We start from the raw sequence: 16,440 nt of genomic DNA on the forward strand, positions 1-16,440 counted from the left end.
TTCTGTTTTCCTTTCTTCTTGCCGTTTTTACGGATATGGGTTGATTTACATTCTGGGCATTGCATAAATTATTCCTCCTATTCATACTCTAACTCAGCAACGCCTAATTTTAGTACAGATTACCAAATCCGCTTTTAGATGGTAGGGTGCGGCTCTTTTGTAGTAAATCCCGATCGGTTAAATAAAGAACTTCCTCCCTGTCAATCGATTTTAGATTTTAGATTTTAGATTTTAGATTTTAGATTTTAGATTTTAGAATCGACCCCACGGATGAATCCGGGGGCGAGCACAAGATGATTCGGAGCTTTCTTTCTCCCTCCACGGATGAATCCGGGGCCCCGGATCTAATTACTTTCGATCGGCGGAAAATTTCGCAGAGAGCGAGAAATCGAGTTGCAAATATTCCTTTAGCTAGGAGGTACAAAAATTCACCAACCTTAGTATATCGAGCTTATTGCCGTGACAGTAGCGGCGGTGGTTTTAGCAAGACCGATCGCGCTTAACAGAAAGCAATATCATAACTAACAAGAATTCGAGCAAGTTGCATCCTGCCGTAATCCTCTAGAGATACTATTCGACTGCGATCGCTCTGACTAATTTACCTACCTGGAGGGATGCCACAAATTGCTGAACTTCAGAAATTAATAATAGGAGAACTATTTATACCAACATCCGCCCAAAAAAACCCGATCTTGCTTGTCCTATAACCAAAAATAGGTGAGCGATATGCCTCCGGCACGCTACGCGATCGCAACGGATTTAGTATGATGCACTTACAATACCCAACTCAGTCTAAATTATTGTAGAAAAATATGACCGATCGCAACTCACCAACTGATAACATTAAACAATCAGTCCGACGCGCAACCTCTGACTCTTGGTTCGAGCGACTGGCAAGACTGGGATATGCCGCCAAAGGCTTGGTTTACTTTATTATCGGTTTTCTAGCCGCCCAAGCAGCTTTTGGGACTGGCGGTAGAACCACAGATAGCAGCGGTGCCTTAAGCACAATTGTCACCCAACCCTTCGGAAAATTCCTGCTGTTTCTTGTGACAATTGGCATTATTGGGTACGTTATTTTGCAAATTGCTCAAACGATTCTCGACCCGGAACACGCTGGTGAAAAAATGGATGTCAAGCGAATTGCCCAGCGCGTTGGCTATGGTTTTAGTGCGTTAGCTTATTCAGGTTTGGCGCTGACGGCTGTCAAATTAATTATCGGTTCTGGTGGTAAAAGCGGCAATGCAACTGAAGATTGGACGGCCCAATTTTTAGCACAACCTTTTGGACGGTGGTTGGTAGGATTGGCAGGAGTAATTGTTATTGGTGTCGGTTTTTATAATCTCTACCAATCTTATAAAGCTAAGTTCCGCCGCCATTTAAAACTCAGTCAAATGAGTCAGGCAGAGCAAACTTGGGCGGTGCGGTTGGGTCGATGTGGTATTGCTGCCCGCAGTATTGTTTTCGTGATTATCGGTATTTTCTTAATTCAAGCTGCCAAACTATCTGATGCCAGTCAAGCTAAAGGATTTGGAGAAGCGCTAGCAATCTTGGCACAACAACCTTTTGGTTCTTGGCTGTTGGGAATTGTCGCTTTAGGTTTGATCGCTTATGGCATATACTCCGCGATCGAAGCTCGTTACCGGCAGATTGTGCGTTGAAAAACTGATGAATTTTCCAGTTAAACTATATTAAATCCCCACTAAAATTGGTTGGTAGTGCGGAGTTTAGTCCGCAGGTCGGAGCGGACTAAACTCCGCACTACCAACCGTTTTTTATTATGGTAATCAATCGGACACGATCTGATATGATATCACCAGCCCCCAATCCAAAATAAAAATCGGGGCGATTCCAGACAATCCCAGAATCACCCCAATTACCGATTTCAAACTTTAGATTCAATCCAAAATCCCAAATCCAAAATCAATTAGGCAATAGTTGCCATTTTCACATCGCTATTAGCCAACAAATTTTGCAATTCGTCCGAATCCACAGTTTCCTTTTCAACTAGCATATCTGCCAAAGCATTAAGGACGTGGCGGTTGCCGACGAGTACATCTTTAGCGCGGCGGTAAGCTTGCTCTACCAACAAACGCACTTCATCATCGATCGTCGCTGCGGTTTCTTCGGAGAAATCCCGTTCGGCCATGATATCGCGACCCATGAACATATTCCCTTGCTGGCGGCCCAGAGCTACAGGGCCTAGCCGATCGCTCATTCCGAAACGAGTCACCATTTGCCGCGCTACTCTTGCCACTTGCTGCAAGTCGTTCGAGGCACCGGTTGTTACTTCTTCTTCGCCGAAGACAATCTCTTCAGCAATGCGGCCGCCCAAAGCTACCGCCATTTGATTTTGCAAGTAAGAGCGAGAATACAAGCCAGAATCCATCCGATCTTCGCTCGGTGTGAACCAAGTCAAACCGCCAGCGCGGCCGCGGGGGATAATGCTAATTTTCTGCACCGGGTCGTAGTCGGGCATCAAGGCACCGACTAAAGCGTGACCGGCTTCGTGGTAAGCTACCAAAGTTTTGCGCTTTTCGCTCATCACGCGGTCTTTCTTTTCTGGGCCGGCGAGCACGCGGTCGATCGCGTCGTTGACTTCATCCATCGAAACTTCGGTCAAGTTGCGGCGGGCTGCCAAAATTGCTGCTTCGTTCAGCAAGTTTGCCAAATCGGCACCGGTGAAACCGGGAGTGCGACGGGCGATTTTCTCCAAGTCCACGTCTTTTGACAAAGTTTTGCCGCGGGCGTGAACGTTGAGAATTTCTAGGCGGCCTGAGAAGTCGGGGCGATCGACTACAACTTGGCGATCGAAGCGACCCGGACGCAGCAGCGCGGCATCTAGCACGTCGGGGCGGTTTGTGGCAGCAATCAGAATGATGCCAGTATTGCCCTCAAAGCCGTCCATTTCTGTCAGCAACTGGTTCAGGGTTTGTTCCCGTTCGTCGTTACCACCGCCCAAACCAGCTCCCCGCTGGCGGCCTACGGCGTCAATTTCATCGATAAATACGATACAAGGAGCGTTCGTTTTAGCTTGTTCAAACAAGTCGCGGACGCGGGAAGCACCGACACCCACGAACATTTCCACAAATTCTGAACCGGAAATCGAGAAGAAGGGAACGCCTGCTTCTCCAGCAACTGCTTTTGCGAGCAAGGTTTTGCCTGTTCCGGGAGGGCCGACCAGCAGCACGCCTTTGGGGATTTTTGCTCCGACTGCGGTGAAGCGGTCTGCATTTTTCAGGAAGTCCACGACTTCTGCGAGCTCTAGCTTGGCTTGTTCGATGCCGGCTACGTCGCCGAAAGTCACCTGAGTTTGGGGCTCCATTTGGACTCTAGCTTTGGATTTGCCGAAGTTCATGGCTTGGTTGCCGGGCCCGTTTTGGGCGCGCCGCACCAGGAAAAACAGTCCCACCAAGAGCAGGATCGGGAAGAACAGGCTGCTGAGGGCTTTTACCCAAAAGCCTTCGTCGCTTTGGGGCAGAACGGAAATGTCTACGTTGTTTTTGGTCAGGATGTTGATCAGTTCGGGGTCGTTCGGCAGGTTAACGATTACCTTGTTGCCGTCCTGAGCTGTAACCAGAGCTTTGCTGCGGTCAGAACTGATATTTATTTTGTCTACTCTCTTGCCTTCGACTTCCTGAATGAATTGACTGTACTTCCAAACTTCCCTACTTGGGGGCTGTTTGTCAAAAAATGCCGTTGCTAAGGCAATGACTACAATAGCCAGCAGTGCGTACAGGCCAGCGTTTCTCCAGCGTTTATTCACCGAGGTCGATCCTCCTAATTTTTAGTCCCTGTAATTTGGGATTTTTTATTTATGTTCATCAATCTTAACGTAATTGTAACTTGTTTGGGGCCGGCAAGTATCTTGTGAAAGAAGAAGGAGTTTAGTTATATAGGAGAGAGGGCAGAGGGCTGGGCTGGGCTTCGGCTTAAGGCTGAGGGCATTTGGAGAATTCCCAAACAGTCACGGACGATCGCACCGCGGCTTCCCAATAGTGCGCTTGTAGGCTAGATTTAATCTGCGATCGATGCGATCGAACTGTCGATCGACCTCTAAAATCTTAGTTGGTTACACCTAAAAAGTTAGTTTGTCAAGGATGCTGAAAATGTTGTGCGAGTGCGAGCTGAGCGTCACTGCTTTGCCGGATGATGCCACTTACTCTTAGAAGAGTGAATCTTTCTAGGAGCGATCGCCCGAAAAAAAAATTGAAACAAGATCGATGACAAGTGTCTGCTCTGTAGCGATAGATTGAGCTTAGCACCTTTCCCTATAGGGAACAAGCCAATCGGTACCAGCGTCTAGTCGGTCAAAGTATTTATTGGGTGAAATAAACTCAATCGCCGAACGCATTTTTCTATTAATATACCTTTATTTTTTTACTGGAAATTGTCAATGTCAGACTTGCAAGATACTTTTATTTTCAACGGTCAGCGCCTACAGTACAATCGACTCAAACACAATAATTTTCCGAGTTCTGAGAGAGCAGTAGAAATTCCCATAGCCTGCAATTTTCTGGCCAGATTAAAGGATAAAAGCAGGCTGCTGGAAGTCGGCAACGTGCTGAAACATTATGAACAACTTATCGAGCGAGATCTGGCCGAAATTCAAGCTAGAAGAATTATAGACAAATACGAAATAGCTGATGGAGTAGAGAATGTAGATTTAATGGATCTTTCACCATCTGAGAAATATAGTGCTATAATTTCCATCTCTACAGTAGAACATATAGGACAAGGAGCTGAACCAAATGAAACTTACGGTGAAAAACTAGAAAAGTGCGATCGAGAAGGGCCTTTAAAGGCGATCGCTAAAATCTACGATTTGCTGGCAGATGGCGGCGAAGCATTGATTACTGTACCCTTTGGCAAACTTCTAGAAAGGGGATGGTTTATCCAGTTCGATCTTGATTACTTGAACCTCTTATTTAAAAAATACAATATTCCGCAAACAGCTATAAATCCAAGTTTTTTAAAGTTAGTCCAAGCCTACTACCGACCTACGCACTGTTCTGTTTGGGTACAAGCGAATCCCCTAGAACTTAGCAACGTAGAATATGATTCGCCTTTTGGTTTTGCCAATGCGATTGCTGTTCTAGAAATCACCAAAGTTCCTTCAAACATCTCTAATTTTACTCTAGAAAGCCTTCCCCAAAAACCAGAAAAACTTTTGATGACCAGCAGGCTTTGTGTATACAAAGATTTCCAAACAGATTACTATCAACGCTGGATTTCCCAAATGAGGGAGCCTTTTACTCCTCGCCGCAAACAGTGGGAATTCGTGGCAATTGTCCAAGCTCTGCAAGAAAGAAACTTTCTGGGTAAGGGCAAAAAAGGTTTAGGATTTGCTGTTGGAAATGAACCGTTACCGTCTTTGTTTGCTGCTTTGGGCTGTGAAATCACAGCAACCGATCAAAGTATTGATTCCCTTAGCGCCAAACAATGGGGCGAGACAGACCAACTTTGTAAAGGGAAACAAGCTCTCAATGTCAAAGGCATTTGTCCGCCAGAACAATTTGACAGATTAGTTGAATTTCGGGAAGTAGATATGAACTACATTCCTGAAGATTTGAAGCTAGGACAGTTTGACTTTATTTGGTCGTCTTGTGCTTTTGAACACATAGGTTCGATCGAAAAAGGGCTGCAATTTGTGCAAAAATCTTTGGCTTGTTTAAAGAGTGGCGGAATTGCGCTTCACACAACAGAATATAATTGTACGTCGAATACAGGTACGCTAGATTTACCCCATTTAGTATTTTACAGGCGTCAAGATATCGATCGACTAATTGAAGAATTAGAGAAGCAAGGACATTGGGTAGAGCCTGTAAACTATGACATGGGCAATCAAGAGCCTGACTTAAAAATAGCAAAGCCACCTTATACTGAGCCGCATCTAAAATTAGAAATGGGAGGTTATGTTGCCACATCTCTGCTTCTGATTATCCACAAAGATTTTCATAAAAAATCAGAAACTTTCAAATTCTCAGCCGTTGGCAGCCAAAAAACAGAAAAACCGCTCAAGATTCTTTACGACATTTCTGTCCTCGGATACGGCCATCACGTAACTCGTTCTCGAACTGGTGTTGCCAGAGTTATCGAGAATATCGCATTAGGTCTACTTACCTCAACAGAATTAGAGCTATCTTTTTGTGCCACTCATTCTATAGGAGCCGTCCACAATACCCTGGATTACTTGGAATCGCAGCCAATTTTTAAAGACATACCCTTTGTACATCCCAGCTTTATTTATCAATTGCGCACCAAGCTAATTGAACTTTACAGAATGCTGGAAAATCAGAGTAAAGTTTTGATAAATAATGGCAGCGAATCAGAGGCTCTGTCTTTGATAGAAAGTTTAAAAAATCCTCTGGTTCAGGCGATGAATCTCACCGCTAATCATAACTCGCTCGATCCAAATATTTTGAGCGAAACAGATATTTTTCACTCAACATTTTATCACATTCCCGACCAAGTAAGGCAAATTAAAAACCTGAAAAAAGTTACCACAATTTACGATTTGATTCCCATTGTCTTGTCGGATTTATTTGTCGGCAAAAACGACGGCGATTATCAGAGAATGGTAATGTCATTACAAAGCTTAACTCCTGAAGATTCCGTAATTTGCATCTCTCAAGCTACTAGAAACGACCTACTCAATCATGTCAAAAATCTTGACCCAGCAAAAGTTTCCGTTTCCTACCTAGCAGCTAATCCGGATATATTCTATCCCTGTTATGACACCAACAAGATTGCAGCAATCCGAAAGAAATACTCCATACCTGATGCACAATATATCTTGGGTGTAAGTACGATAGAACCTCGAAAAAACATCCAACACGCCATCCGTTGTTTTGCAAAAGTAGTCCAACAGCAAGGTATTAAAGATTTGTACCTCGTATTAGTTGGTGCTCTCGGGTGGGATTACGAACAAATATTGGCAGAAATATCCCAGAGCAGTTTATCAAAAGACCGGGTGATTATGACTGGTTATGTAGCTGATGAAGATTTAGCGGCAGTGTACAGCGGTGCGCTAGCATTTGTTTATCCATCGCTCTATGAAGGTTTTGGTCTTCCACCTTTAGAAGCAATGCAGTGTGGCGTTCCAGTCATTACTTCAAATACCTCATCTCTTCCCGAAGTAGTTGGTGATGCAGGAATTACGATCCATCCTCAAGATGCTGACGGACTTTGCCACAATATGCTCAAAATTTATAACAGTCCATCTTTGCGAAATGAGATGTCATTAAAGTCGCTGAAACAAGCTCAAAAATTTAGTTGGGACAGGTGTATTCAGGAGACAATTGCTGCCTACAAAATTGCTTTATCTAGCTAAAATATTAATCGATAAGAACCATAGATGCAACCATCAAACCTAGAGCCAATAAAAGTTATCTACGATATTTCAGTCCTGGGACAAGGACATTTGCATTTGCGCGCTCGCACGGGAATTTTTAGAGTAGTTGAAAGTATTGCTGAAGGATTAACCAGCTCGAAAGAATGCGATTTACTGTTTAGCGTAAATCAGTATTTTCAGTTGCTCGATGCTAGCCTCGATTATCTAGAATCTAATCCTAAGTTAGCAAAAGTTCCCCTGCTGCACTCAACTTTTCCTAGGATTTTTTACAAAAAGCTAATCGATACTTACAATCTGGTTGGGTGTCAAATAAAAAATAATGCGGCTGGCAATCCAGGGGAGGATAAGTTATTTTTGGAGGAAGTGAAAAATCATCTAGAAAACACGAGTAAAATGATTGGGGCTTACTCTAATACTCTTGACTCTCGCAGTTTAGATGAAGTCGATATTTTTCACTCTCCCTACGATGAAATACCTGCATCTGTTAAGAGAGGAAAGAAACCGCAAGCATTTCTCACTATTTATGACTTAATCCCGGTTTTATATCCCCAGTTTCTGCTGAGCGAACAAATCCCTTTACTTTACAAAAAAACTTTAGCAAGCATTTCTCAGAAAGACTGGGTGATTTGCATATCGCATTCAACAAAAAACGACCTTTGCAATTATCTAAACATGGACGAGTCGAGAGTTTTCGTCACGCATCTGGCTGCGGAACCGACTGTATTTTACCCCTGCCGCGATGCGGAAAAACTTGCTTCGACTCGGAGCAAATACGGCATTCCCGACGCTCCTTATATTTTGAGTTTGGGTACATTGGAACCTCGGAAAAATCTCGACGGTGCAATTCGCAGTTTTGCTAAACTAATTGAGGAACAAAATATTAAAGATTTGTATCTGGTGTTAGTGGGTACTCCGGGATGGAAATACGATAAAATTATGGAAGAAGTTTCTAAGCAAAACTTTCTAAAAGAGCGGATATTTTTTACAGGATACGTCCCAGAATCTGATTTGGCAGCCCTTTACAGCAGTGCTTTAGCATTTGTCTATCCGTCGTTTTATGAAGGTTTTGGTTTGCCACCTCTGGAAGCGATGCAGTGTGGAGTACCGGTGATTACCTCAAATACATCTTCGCTTCCCGAAGTAGTTGGGGAAGCGGGAATTATGGTAGATCCAAAAGATACCGACGCGCTTTGTCATAGTATGCTGGAAATCTACAACAAATCATCGCTGCGAGAAAGTATGTCTTTAAAATCCTTGGCACAAGCTAAACTTTTTAGCTGGCAAAGGTGCACTGACGAAACTATCGCTGCTTATCGAACTGCTTTATCGTAATTTTACAGGAAATTCACCAATCATGAAAATAGTTATTGACGGCATATTTTTTCAAAGCCAGCAAAAAAGCGGGATTGCTCGCGTTTGGCAGTCTTTGATGGAAGAATGGGTAAAAGACGGTTTTGCTCAGAATATAGTAATGCTCGATCGCGCCGGCACAACACCGAAGGTTGCCGGCATTCAATATCGCTCGATTCCGGTTTACGATTACAACAAAACCGATGCTGACAAGCAAATGTTGCAGCAAATCTGCGATCGAGAAAATGCAGATTTATTTGTTTCTACCTACTATACAACACCGATTTCGACGCGATCGGCATTTGTCGCCTACGACATGATACCCGAAGTTACGGGAGGCGACCTGAATAATCCCATGTGGCGTGAAAAACATCATGCTATCCGCCAAGCATCTTCCTACATCGCCATTTCCCAAAACACGGCCCGCGACTTAGTAAAATTTTTTCCCGAAATATCTCCCGCATCAATTACTGTCGCTCACTGCGGCATTCAAAAACATTTTTATCCTTCTAGTATACCAGAAATAGAAGCATTTAAAACTGCACACCGGCTTGAAAAGCCCTACTTTTTAATAGTTGGAGAAAGATTGGGGTTCAACGGTTATAAAAATACAATTACTTTTTTTCAAGCTTTATCGAGACTCAGCAGCAAGTCGGGATTTGATGTTGTTTGTACTAGCGGTCAACCTTCGCTAGAACCTACATTACAACCGTACACTGCTGGTTTAAACGTCCACCTGCTGTATTTGGGCGACGATGAATTAAGAGCGGCTTACTCGGGTGCGATCGCCCTCATATTTCCGTCCAAGTATGAAGGCTTCGGGCTGCCAATATTGGAAGCAATGACTTGCGGTTGTCCCGTCGTCACTTCTCCCAACAGCTCGATTCCAGAAGTAGCAGGCGAAGCAGCATTTTATGTAGGTGAAAATGATGTTAATGCACTGGGAAATGCCCTGCTTGACGTGCAAAAACCGGATATTCGTCGGTCGTTAATTGGTGCCGGACTTGGACAATCCCGCAAATTTTCTTGGTCAAAAATGGCAACAACAGTTAGTTCAGCGTTGATGCAAGCCTGCGGCAGCGGACAGCAAATCCCGGCAAAATCGCCGGAAGCTCCAATATTATTGTCAAGCATTATCGAGCAATACCAGAAAAATTCGACCGATTTATCCGCACTAGCAAATGCCCGCCAAGCTAGAAAACAAATTGCTGCTATCTGGCTTAATTTACCAGTCGAACAAGTTGCAAGTGCCTTTGCAGGCGATCCAGGCAAACACCACCAAGCGCTGCTGGCCAGCGAGATTAGAGATGAAGCGCTAACGGATACAGAAGAGACTTTTGTCAGCGAATTAGCCGCCAATGTGGCGAAAGGATTTAACGAGCCAAAAGCCATCAATTACCTGCTCGCAGCCATGCTGTACCGTCGCGCCCACCAATTGCCGCTCAAGTACGATCGCGCTACACTGCCTAATTGGTTCGCCAACGAATATCTCAAATTCATGTTTACTTGTCCCAACCTATTCCAAAGCAGAGGAGAAGCAGACAGTTACTATCAATTCATCCAAGGCTGGGTGGATTACGTCCACAGCAATATCTTCAAAAATCCCGATTCCCAGCTTTGGCAAAATATAGCTTTATTTTTCTCGCAAGTTGCGAACTTTATCCCGCTTTATTTTACCACGGCAAATCTGCGCGATATTTACACCAAACGGGCGGAAATTATTGAGTTTGCACTCAAAAATCGCGGCTGTTCAATTGATTGTATTTTCCCGGCGCGATCGCCAAATCGCACAAAAATCCGCCTCGGCATCATCAACGACCATTTCGCGCCGCAAACCGAAACCTTCGCTACAATCCCGGTTTTCGAGCATTTAAACCGCAACCAGTTCGAGATTTACCTGTACGCGCTCAACACCAGCGGCCACCAATTAGAACAATACTGTCAAAGTCGGGCCGACAAACTGGTTGCACTCCCGAAAGACTTTGCATCGCAAGTCCAAACAATTCGCGCCGACGACTTAGATATCCTGTTTTTAGGTACGAATTTAACAGCTATTAACAAACCGCTGACTTCACTAGCAATGCACCGTTTAGCGCGGGTACAAACTACCTCTTTCTGTTCCCCGACAACCACCGGAATCCGGCACATGGATTACTACATCGCCGGTCAATTTACCGCACCGGATGCTAGTTATCAAGAACAATATCGCGAACAGTTGGCTGTTCTCGAAGGCAGCGGTTTTTGTTTCAAATACGCAACAGAGTCGGAAGTAGCTACAGTCAAACCTACGCGCCAAAGTCTCGGAATTTCCGACAAGACAACAGTTTTTATCTCCGGTGCGAACTTCTACAAAATTCTGCCTGAATTGAGGGAGAGTTGGGTAAAGATTCTAGCTGCTGTACCCGATTCAATCTTAATTTTATATCCCTTCGGGCCGGCTTGGACTCGGACTTATCCGGCTACGCCTTTTGTTAACAATATGAACGCTGTCTGCGCTAAATACGGCGTAAATAACAACCGCTTGCGGTTCGTAAAACAACTGCCAAGCCGCGCGGATGTCAAAGAATTTTTGCAGCTAGCAGATGTTTATCTCGATTCCTATCCTTACGCTGGGGCAACATCGTTAATTGACCCTTTGCAAGTAGGATTGCCGGCGGTGGTTGTGGAAGGAAATGCTTTGCGGTTCCGCCAAGGTTCGGCGATGCTGCGGGAACTGCAAATGTCTGATTTAATTGCGTATGACGAAGCATCTTACATTCAGCTAGCCGTTACCCTCGGCACTAACCAGCAATTGCGGCAGCAAAAACGGCAGGAAATTCAGCAAAAAATGCAAGGCAATCCCCGCTGTTTTGACAGTGTTGCATACTCTGGGGCGATCGGCAAATTATTCCAAGAACTCTTTGGCAAATGGCAAACCAGCCACCAGGAAGCATCCCGCAGCTTACAAGATAGCATTCCCAAGCAGGCAGATTTGGGCGAGATTCTCTCGAATGCCGTCAAGCTTTACCAAAGAAACTCATCAAACATCTCAGCAATATCCGAACTGCGTCAAATTCGCAAACAAATCGCTGATTTTTGGCTGAACATTCCCGCCGAAAACCTTGAAACCGCCTACAAAAGCGCTTCAGGTAACAGCTATCAAATCCTGTTCAAGAGTGGCTTCCAACATCAACCGATGATGGAAAGCGAACAAATATTTTTGCAAGAATTAACCCAGATTAGCAAAGGATTAGTGCATCCCAAAGCTATCAATGCTCTACTGGGTGCGATGCTGTATTTTCCACCGGGAACCATGCGAATTCCCGACGCTCGCAACCGTTTGCCGCACTGGTTAATTGCGGATTACGAACAAGTTTTTGAGACGGAAGCTGCCGTCAACTCTGACTCAACTTCTGATTTGCTAGCTCAATACATTCAATCGCCACAATTTGCGAACCAACTGTTAGGATGCGTCAATCTTTACCGCATAGATTCGTCTGACGAATCGGTAGTTTTGGAACTCCGCCAAATCCGAAAGCAACTGGCTGATTTTTGGCTAACTGTTCCTTCAGAAAAACTTGAAAGTTTTTACCGAGGAGACGTTCGCAAGGGATATCAAGCACTACTTAGCTGCGGCTTGCAAGCAGAATCAATGACTGAAGCCGAACAAAAATTTTTGCAGCAATTGACCGAAATTAGCAAAGGGTTGGTGCAGCCTCAAGCTATCAATGCTCTGCTGGGGGCGATGCTGTATTTTGTTCCGGGAAAAATGCGGGTTCCCGATGCTCGCACCCGCTTGCCGCAGTGGTTGCTTGAAGATTACGAAAAGGTGTTTGAAAGCGCATTTGCGACAACCGAACAAACACTTGTCAAACAAGATTATCTGCCGCAGTTTCTCAATCAATTAACTGCTGCCGTCAATCTTTATGAAATCGACCCGACGGCTGAATTGGTAATAGCAGATTTGCGCCAAATTCGCAAGCAAATTGCCGATTTGTGGCTGAGCCTTTCCGGCGAACAACTGGAACTTTTGTACCGGAGTGATTTTGGCAATGGTTACAAAGCAATGCTGGGCAGCGGGTTTATTAATGAGCCACTGAATGAGAGCGAACGCGAGTTTTTCAACTCGTTGGTTGCTGAGTTGGGTAAAGGGTTTGGAACGCCTAAAGCTGTGAATAATTTGTTGGCGGCGATGCTGTATTGTCGCGCTGGACAGTTGCGGGTTCAGGATGCGAATACTTGTTTGCCTCCGTGGTTGTTGGCGGATTACGAGCAGTTGGTTGGGGGTGCGGTTAAGGTAGCTGTTGGGTGATGAAAGGCGGAGTAGGCGATATCTTTAGGGAGACGGCACTGCCGTATCCCTACTGTAACGTAGGCTGGGTCGCATACCACCCAGCCTTGTCTGGCGCGATTAGTTAGGCAATTGGAACTTGATTTTGAAGGGCAAAAGAAATGCTTAAAATATATAGAAACGGTGCAAATGGAGAAATAATTCGAGGTCAAGGGTTGTCGGCATTTATACACAACTGGAACTACTATGAAACCATCATCGGAGTTTTTGAGGACGGTACGATCGATTGTTGGGGATTGGTTAACTTTGAGGAATTCAAAACCAAAGTTGCTGAGGGATGGGTTGTTACCGAAGTTCCGAAGGGTGCGAGGATAAGCTGTCACCATCTATACTACGGAAATTCGACTTTAGAGTTTTATAAAGAGATTGATGAGTTTGTTAAAGAAGTAGAAGATACGATCAATCTGCTTCAGGGCAAGCAAACAGTTGCAGAGACTTGTGTTGAAGCCTTTGCTAGATTCCTAACATTGCCAACAAAAAAAAATAAAAGTAGGTTGCGAGCAGCTTACAATGCTATTCCAAAACATCTGAGAATTTATGTTCTTGGTGATATGGATTGTAAAGATTCCGCTATCAGAATGTGTATCGAAAACACAGAAATTTCCCAGGAAATTCTCGAAAGCTTCAAGAGGGACTATGAAGGGATATTGGAACAATTAAATTAAGCGAATATCTGAATCCTCAGTATTGTCCCAAACTGTATCTAGTGATGTTTGACTGGCTTGAAGCCAAAACTCAGCTTCTTCATCAGGTAAGAGTGTTACTAATACTTTTGCCCCTTCGGGTAACTCTGATAACTCCAGCAGTTCAATTTTCCCTTGTCGAACCGTAGCCCAAAGCGTTTTCAGCATATCCACCTCATAAACTGTGCTTTATGCAATTTGCAGATTTCTGGTAAGTTGTCGCACAGAGCGACTAATTACAACCTAACATTGTTTAGCCCGATCGCCTGACGGGGAGTGGCGGGCAATGTTTCGCCCAGAAGATGGACAAGCTGCGACATTACGCGATCGCTGTTTGCACCGCAGCAGTCCTTTATCCGCAGGGAAGGTTTGTAGTGGCGCACTGCAAAGGCATTATTACTGTTGGATCTAAAATCCAATTTTAACCCCGAGTTGCTATTAATTTAACACGAGTTCTGGCTGCTGAGTCTCAAACAAAGGACGAGTTACCTGGCGCAAGAGCACTGTTTCTAAACTGCCTTCTACTACATTTTCTGCTTCTATTTCCAACTCGCCCCACAATAGCCGATCGCCTTGATTTGGCATTTTACCTAAATTGTGGATCACGAATCCGGCGATTGTTTGGTAAGCTTGGTTAGTCGGCAGGTTTAACCCGAGTTTTTCGTTAACTGCTCTCACTTCCCATAGGCCAGAAATTAGTGCTGAATGAGCATCTTTTTGAACGAGAGTTGCCTGGGAAGGTGACACCAGCGGTTGAGACTCTTTACTGGTAATCCAACCAGTCAGCAGCCGCACGGTACCGTTGAGAATTGCTAGCAGCGGCCACAGTAATTTTGAGCAGAGTTCGAGGGCCGGCATCAGCAGCAAAGCGGTGCGTTCTGGGGCGTGGGTTGCTAATACTTTGGGGATTAGTTCTCCTAAGACTATTTCTACGTAAGTTACTAAGATAAAAGCTGCGGGAACTGCGATCGAATGAGCAGTCAGCACGGCGGGCAAATGACCGATCGGCAATTTGTCGATCCACGGTTCGATCCAGTGTACAGTTGCTCCCTCACCCAACCAACCCAACAGCAAACTCCCTGCTGTTGTGCCAGTTTGAGTCACAGACAAATAATGGGGTATGTTGTTTTGAGCTTGGTGGACGAGTTCGGCGGTTTTCGCGGTTGGGCGATCGTCCAACTGGGCAAGTTGGCGGATTTGATGGCGATCGGCTGATACTAATGCTAATTCTGACGCCACAAAAAACGCGATTGCAAGTGTTAATCCCAGCAACATTGCTAATCTCAGCACTGTTTCGGCGACTTCTATTTCTAGCGATGTAATGTTGTTCAAGATAGATATCTAATACGATAGATGTTTTCAGTTAATTATTTAATTTTAGCTGGCGATGGAGATAGATTGAGCGCCATAAATTGCGGATATCCCCACTACCCGTATTCGTAGGTGCGCCTCGGCGCACCTTAGCCGTAAAACTTGTTAACTCTTTCTCTTCTCTTATCCTCCTTCGCGCATGAAAGCGTCTTCGCGGTTCGTTCAAAACCATCCAATTCACAAAGCCGGAACTCATTGCTATATCAACTCTCCTTTACTTCCCGGAGCGAATTAATTTCCGTAAAAGTCTGCACCGGATCGGACTTCAACCCGCCTTGAATGTAATTCAACTTCACTTCTTCTAACAAATCCGACAGCAGCGATTGCAATTCACCGAGAGTTTTTTCATCTTGCAATTCCCGCCGCAAACTTTGATTAAATTCTTGGCTGAAATTATCGAGAATTTTTCGACCTTTATCGTCTTCATAAGTAGTAGATACCACATCCACAGCAGTTTGAGCCAAATAATTTGCTAGCTGTTCCGTCATCTCGGTCGGCAAAATATTAATCGGAGAGAAAGTTTGCAGGATTTGATAGAAATCCGACTGTTTGATTGTTGTTTCCAAATTGTGGTGCAGCAATTCTTCCAAATCCGGTTGCACCTGCGGCAAAACTTTGTAAATTGTCAGATCCAAAATCCGTTTGGTAATTTGTTCGATCGTATTTTCCTGATTGACGTGAAGGTACGGCTGCTGCGCCAGCAACATCTGCGCCGCGTCGCCCTGTTTTATCGAACTTTTAGCTTGATTGATAAACCGCACCATCATGTATTCCGACATCGTATTGGCTAAATAAGCCACCGGTTCGTAGGTAATTTGAGTAACTACGCGATCGAGATTCACCAAACCCGACTTGTGCAGCCGCACCAATACCGGCAGAATCCGCCACCCCTGCCAAATCGGGAGCACCAGAAACACCTCGTACCAGCGCCTCAGCACAAAATCAAACCAAGTTACCCCCGGCTTGCGGCGGGTGTGGAACAGACTTTTAATCAAAAATTCCGCCCCAAAAAAACCGATAAACAACGCATCAATTCGCCAAAACTGGTCAGCGCTTTTCAAATATTCGGGATTTGCCAAACTCGAATCAATGCCTTTAATCGGGTCATAAATTTTAACTAAACCCGGAAAATAGCTCTGATAAACAGGGCGCAACGGCAGGTAACTGAAATGGAAAATTACCAGCAAAAAATTGACCACTGCTACTAATGCGCTCAGTTTTGCCCAAGAAATTGCTTTTTTGGACAACTTTACATCGGTGCTGTTAACAGTTGTGTTGGAATCTGACATAAAAGTAATTTTCCCAGTTTGCTAATCGATAAATCTATCTTGTGGCCGACGCTAAAAAACTCT

12 protein-coding genes are annotated in these 16,440 nt (G+C 44.6%); 6 read left to right on the forward strand and 6 right to left on the reverse strand.

Annotated features, from left to right (window positions below; translation table 11 throughout):
- The coding region (locus E5S67_RS34735) for a transposase-like zinc-binding domain-containing protein (RefSeq protein ID WP_422614717.1) at nucleotides 1–65 on the reverse strand (65 nt) is incomplete at its 3' end.
- A 228-nt stretch (nucleotides 66–293) separates the two neighbouring features.
- Here E5S67_RS34735 and E5S67_RS12075 point away from each other — a divergent pair.
- Nucleotides 294–503, forward strand: a complete 210-nt coding sequence (locus E5S67_RS12075) for a hypothetical protein (RefSeq protein WP_172187430.1) — start codon at nucleotides 294–296, stop codon at nucleotides 501–503.
- 309 nt (nucleotides 504–812) lie between these two features.
- Nucleotides 813–1,661, forward strand: coding sequence for a DUF1206 domain-containing protein (locus E5S67_RS12080; RefSeq protein WP_172187432.1), 849 nt, complete (start codon nucleotides 813–815; stop codon nucleotides 1,659–1,661).
- Between the two features lie 266 nt (nucleotides 1,662–1,927).
- Here the strand turns inward: E5S67_RS12080 and ftsH3 are convergent, their stop codons facing one another.
- Nucleotides 1,928–3,766: an ATP-dependent zinc metalloprotease FtsH3 gene (gene ftsH3, locus E5S67_RS12085; RefSeq protein WP_172187434.1), complete on the reverse strand. Its 1,839-nt coding sequence runs from the start codon at nucleotides 3,764–3,766 to the stop codon at nucleotides 1,928–1,930.
- A 630-nt stretch (nucleotides 3,767–4,396) separates the two neighbouring features.
- On the opposite strand from ftsH3, the gene E5S67_RS32390 reads away from it, so the two are divergent.
- The 4 genes from E5S67_RS32390 (at nucleotide 4,397) to E5S67_RS12105 (ending at nucleotide 13,699) form a co-directional block, all read left to right on the forward strand.
- Nucleotides 4,397–7,333: a glycosyltransferase gene (locus E5S67_RS32390; RefSeq protein ID WP_216670381.1), complete on the forward strand. Its 2,937-nt coding sequence runs from the start codon at nucleotides 4,397–4,399 to the stop codon at nucleotides 7,331–7,333.
- 24 nt (nucleotides 7,334–7,357) lie between these two features.
- Nucleotides 7,358–8,686: a glycosyltransferase family 4 protein gene (locus E5S67_RS12095; RefSeq protein WP_216670382.1), complete on the forward strand. Its 1,329-nt coding sequence runs from the start codon at nucleotides 7,358–7,360 to the stop codon at nucleotides 8,684–8,686.
- Nucleotides 8,687–8,708: 22 nt separating this feature from the next.
- Nucleotides 8,709–12,995, forward strand: coding sequence for an O-linked N-acetylglucosamine transferase family protein (locus E5S67_RS12100; RefSeq protein WP_172187436.1), 4,287 nt, complete (start codon nucleotides 8,709–8,711; stop codon nucleotides 12,993–12,995).
- A 140-nt stretch (nucleotides 12,996–13,135) separates the two neighbouring features.
- Complete coding sequence (locus E5S67_RS12105) at nucleotides 13,136–13,699, forward strand: DUF7638 domain-containing protein (RefSeq protein WP_172187438.1); 564 nt, start codon at nucleotides 13,136–13,138, stop codon at nucleotides 13,697–13,699.
- On the opposite strand, the gene E5S67_RS12110 is transcribed toward E5S67_RS12105, so the two are convergent.
- From E5S67_RS12110 to E5S67_RS12125, 4 genes are all read right to left on the reverse strand, one after another.
- Nucleotides 13,691–13,885 (reverse strand): hypothetical protein, encoded by a 195-nt coding sequence (locus E5S67_RS12110; protein ID WP_172187440.1) that lies wholly within the window; start codon nucleotides 13,883–13,885, stop codon nucleotides 13,691–13,693. The two genes, E5S67_RS12105 and E5S67_RS12110, sit on opposite strands and share 9 nt — an antisense overlap.
- 68 nt (nucleotides 13,886–13,953) lie before the next feature.
- Nucleotides 13,954–14,136, reverse strand: a complete 183-nt coding sequence (locus tag E5S67_RS12115; RefSeq protein ID WP_172187442.1) for a hypothetical protein — start codon at nucleotides 14,134–14,136, stop codon at nucleotides 13,954–13,956.
- A 19-nt stretch (nucleotides 14,137–14,155) separates the two neighbouring features.
- On the reverse strand, nucleotides 14,156–15,049 hold the full coding sequence (locus tag E5S67_RS12120) for a CNNM domain-containing protein (RefSeq protein ID WP_246276748.1): 894 nt from the start codon (nucleotides 15,047–15,049) through the stop codon (nucleotides 14,156–14,158).
- Between the two features lie 242 nt (nucleotides 15,050–15,291).
- A complete protein-coding gene (locus tag E5S67_RS12125) occupies nucleotides 15,292–16,377 on the reverse strand; it encodes a hypothetical protein (RefSeq protein ID WP_172187444.1) in 1,086 nt (361 codons plus the stop codon).
- Nucleotides 16,378–16,440 lie beyond the last annotated feature (63 nt).

The organism is Microcoleus asticus IPMA8 (genome assembly GCF_013179805.1).
GTDB classification, from domain to species: Bacteria; Cyanobacteriota; Cyanobacteriia; order Cyanobacteriales; family Microcoleaceae; genus Microcoleus; species Microcoleus asticus.

Coding starts and splice junctions, on each gene's coding strand:
- E5S67_RS12075 (WP_172187430.1), top strand. CDS start 294: ATGATTCGGAGCTTTCTTTCTCCCTCCACGGATGAATCCGGGGCCCCG.
- E5S67_RS12080 (WP_172187432.1), top strand. CDS start 813: ATGACCGATCGCAACTCACCAACTGATAACATTAAACAATCAGTCCGA.
- E5S67_RS32390 (WP_216670381.1), top strand. CDS start 4,397: ATGTCAGACTTGCAAGATACTTTTATTTTCAACGGTCAGCGCCTACAG.
- E5S67_RS12095 (WP_216670382.1), top strand. CDS start 7,358: ATGCAACCATCAAACCTAGAGCCAATAAAAGTTATCTACGATATTTCA.
- E5S67_RS12100 (WP_172187436.1), top strand. CDS start 8,709: ATGAAAATAGTTATTGACGGCATATTTTTTCAAAGCCAGCAAAAAAGC.
- E5S67_RS12105 (WP_172187438.1), top strand. CDS start 13,136: ATGCTTAAAATATATAGAAACGGTGCAAATGGAGAAATAATTCGAGGT.
- E5S67_RS12110 (WP_172187440.1), bottom strand. CDS start 13,885: ATGCTGAAAACGCTTTGGGCTACGGTTCGACAAGGGAAAATTGAACTG.
- E5S67_RS12125 (WP_172187444.1), bottom strand. CDS start 16,377: ATGTCAGATTCCAACACAACTGTTAACAGCACCGATGTAAAGTTGTCC.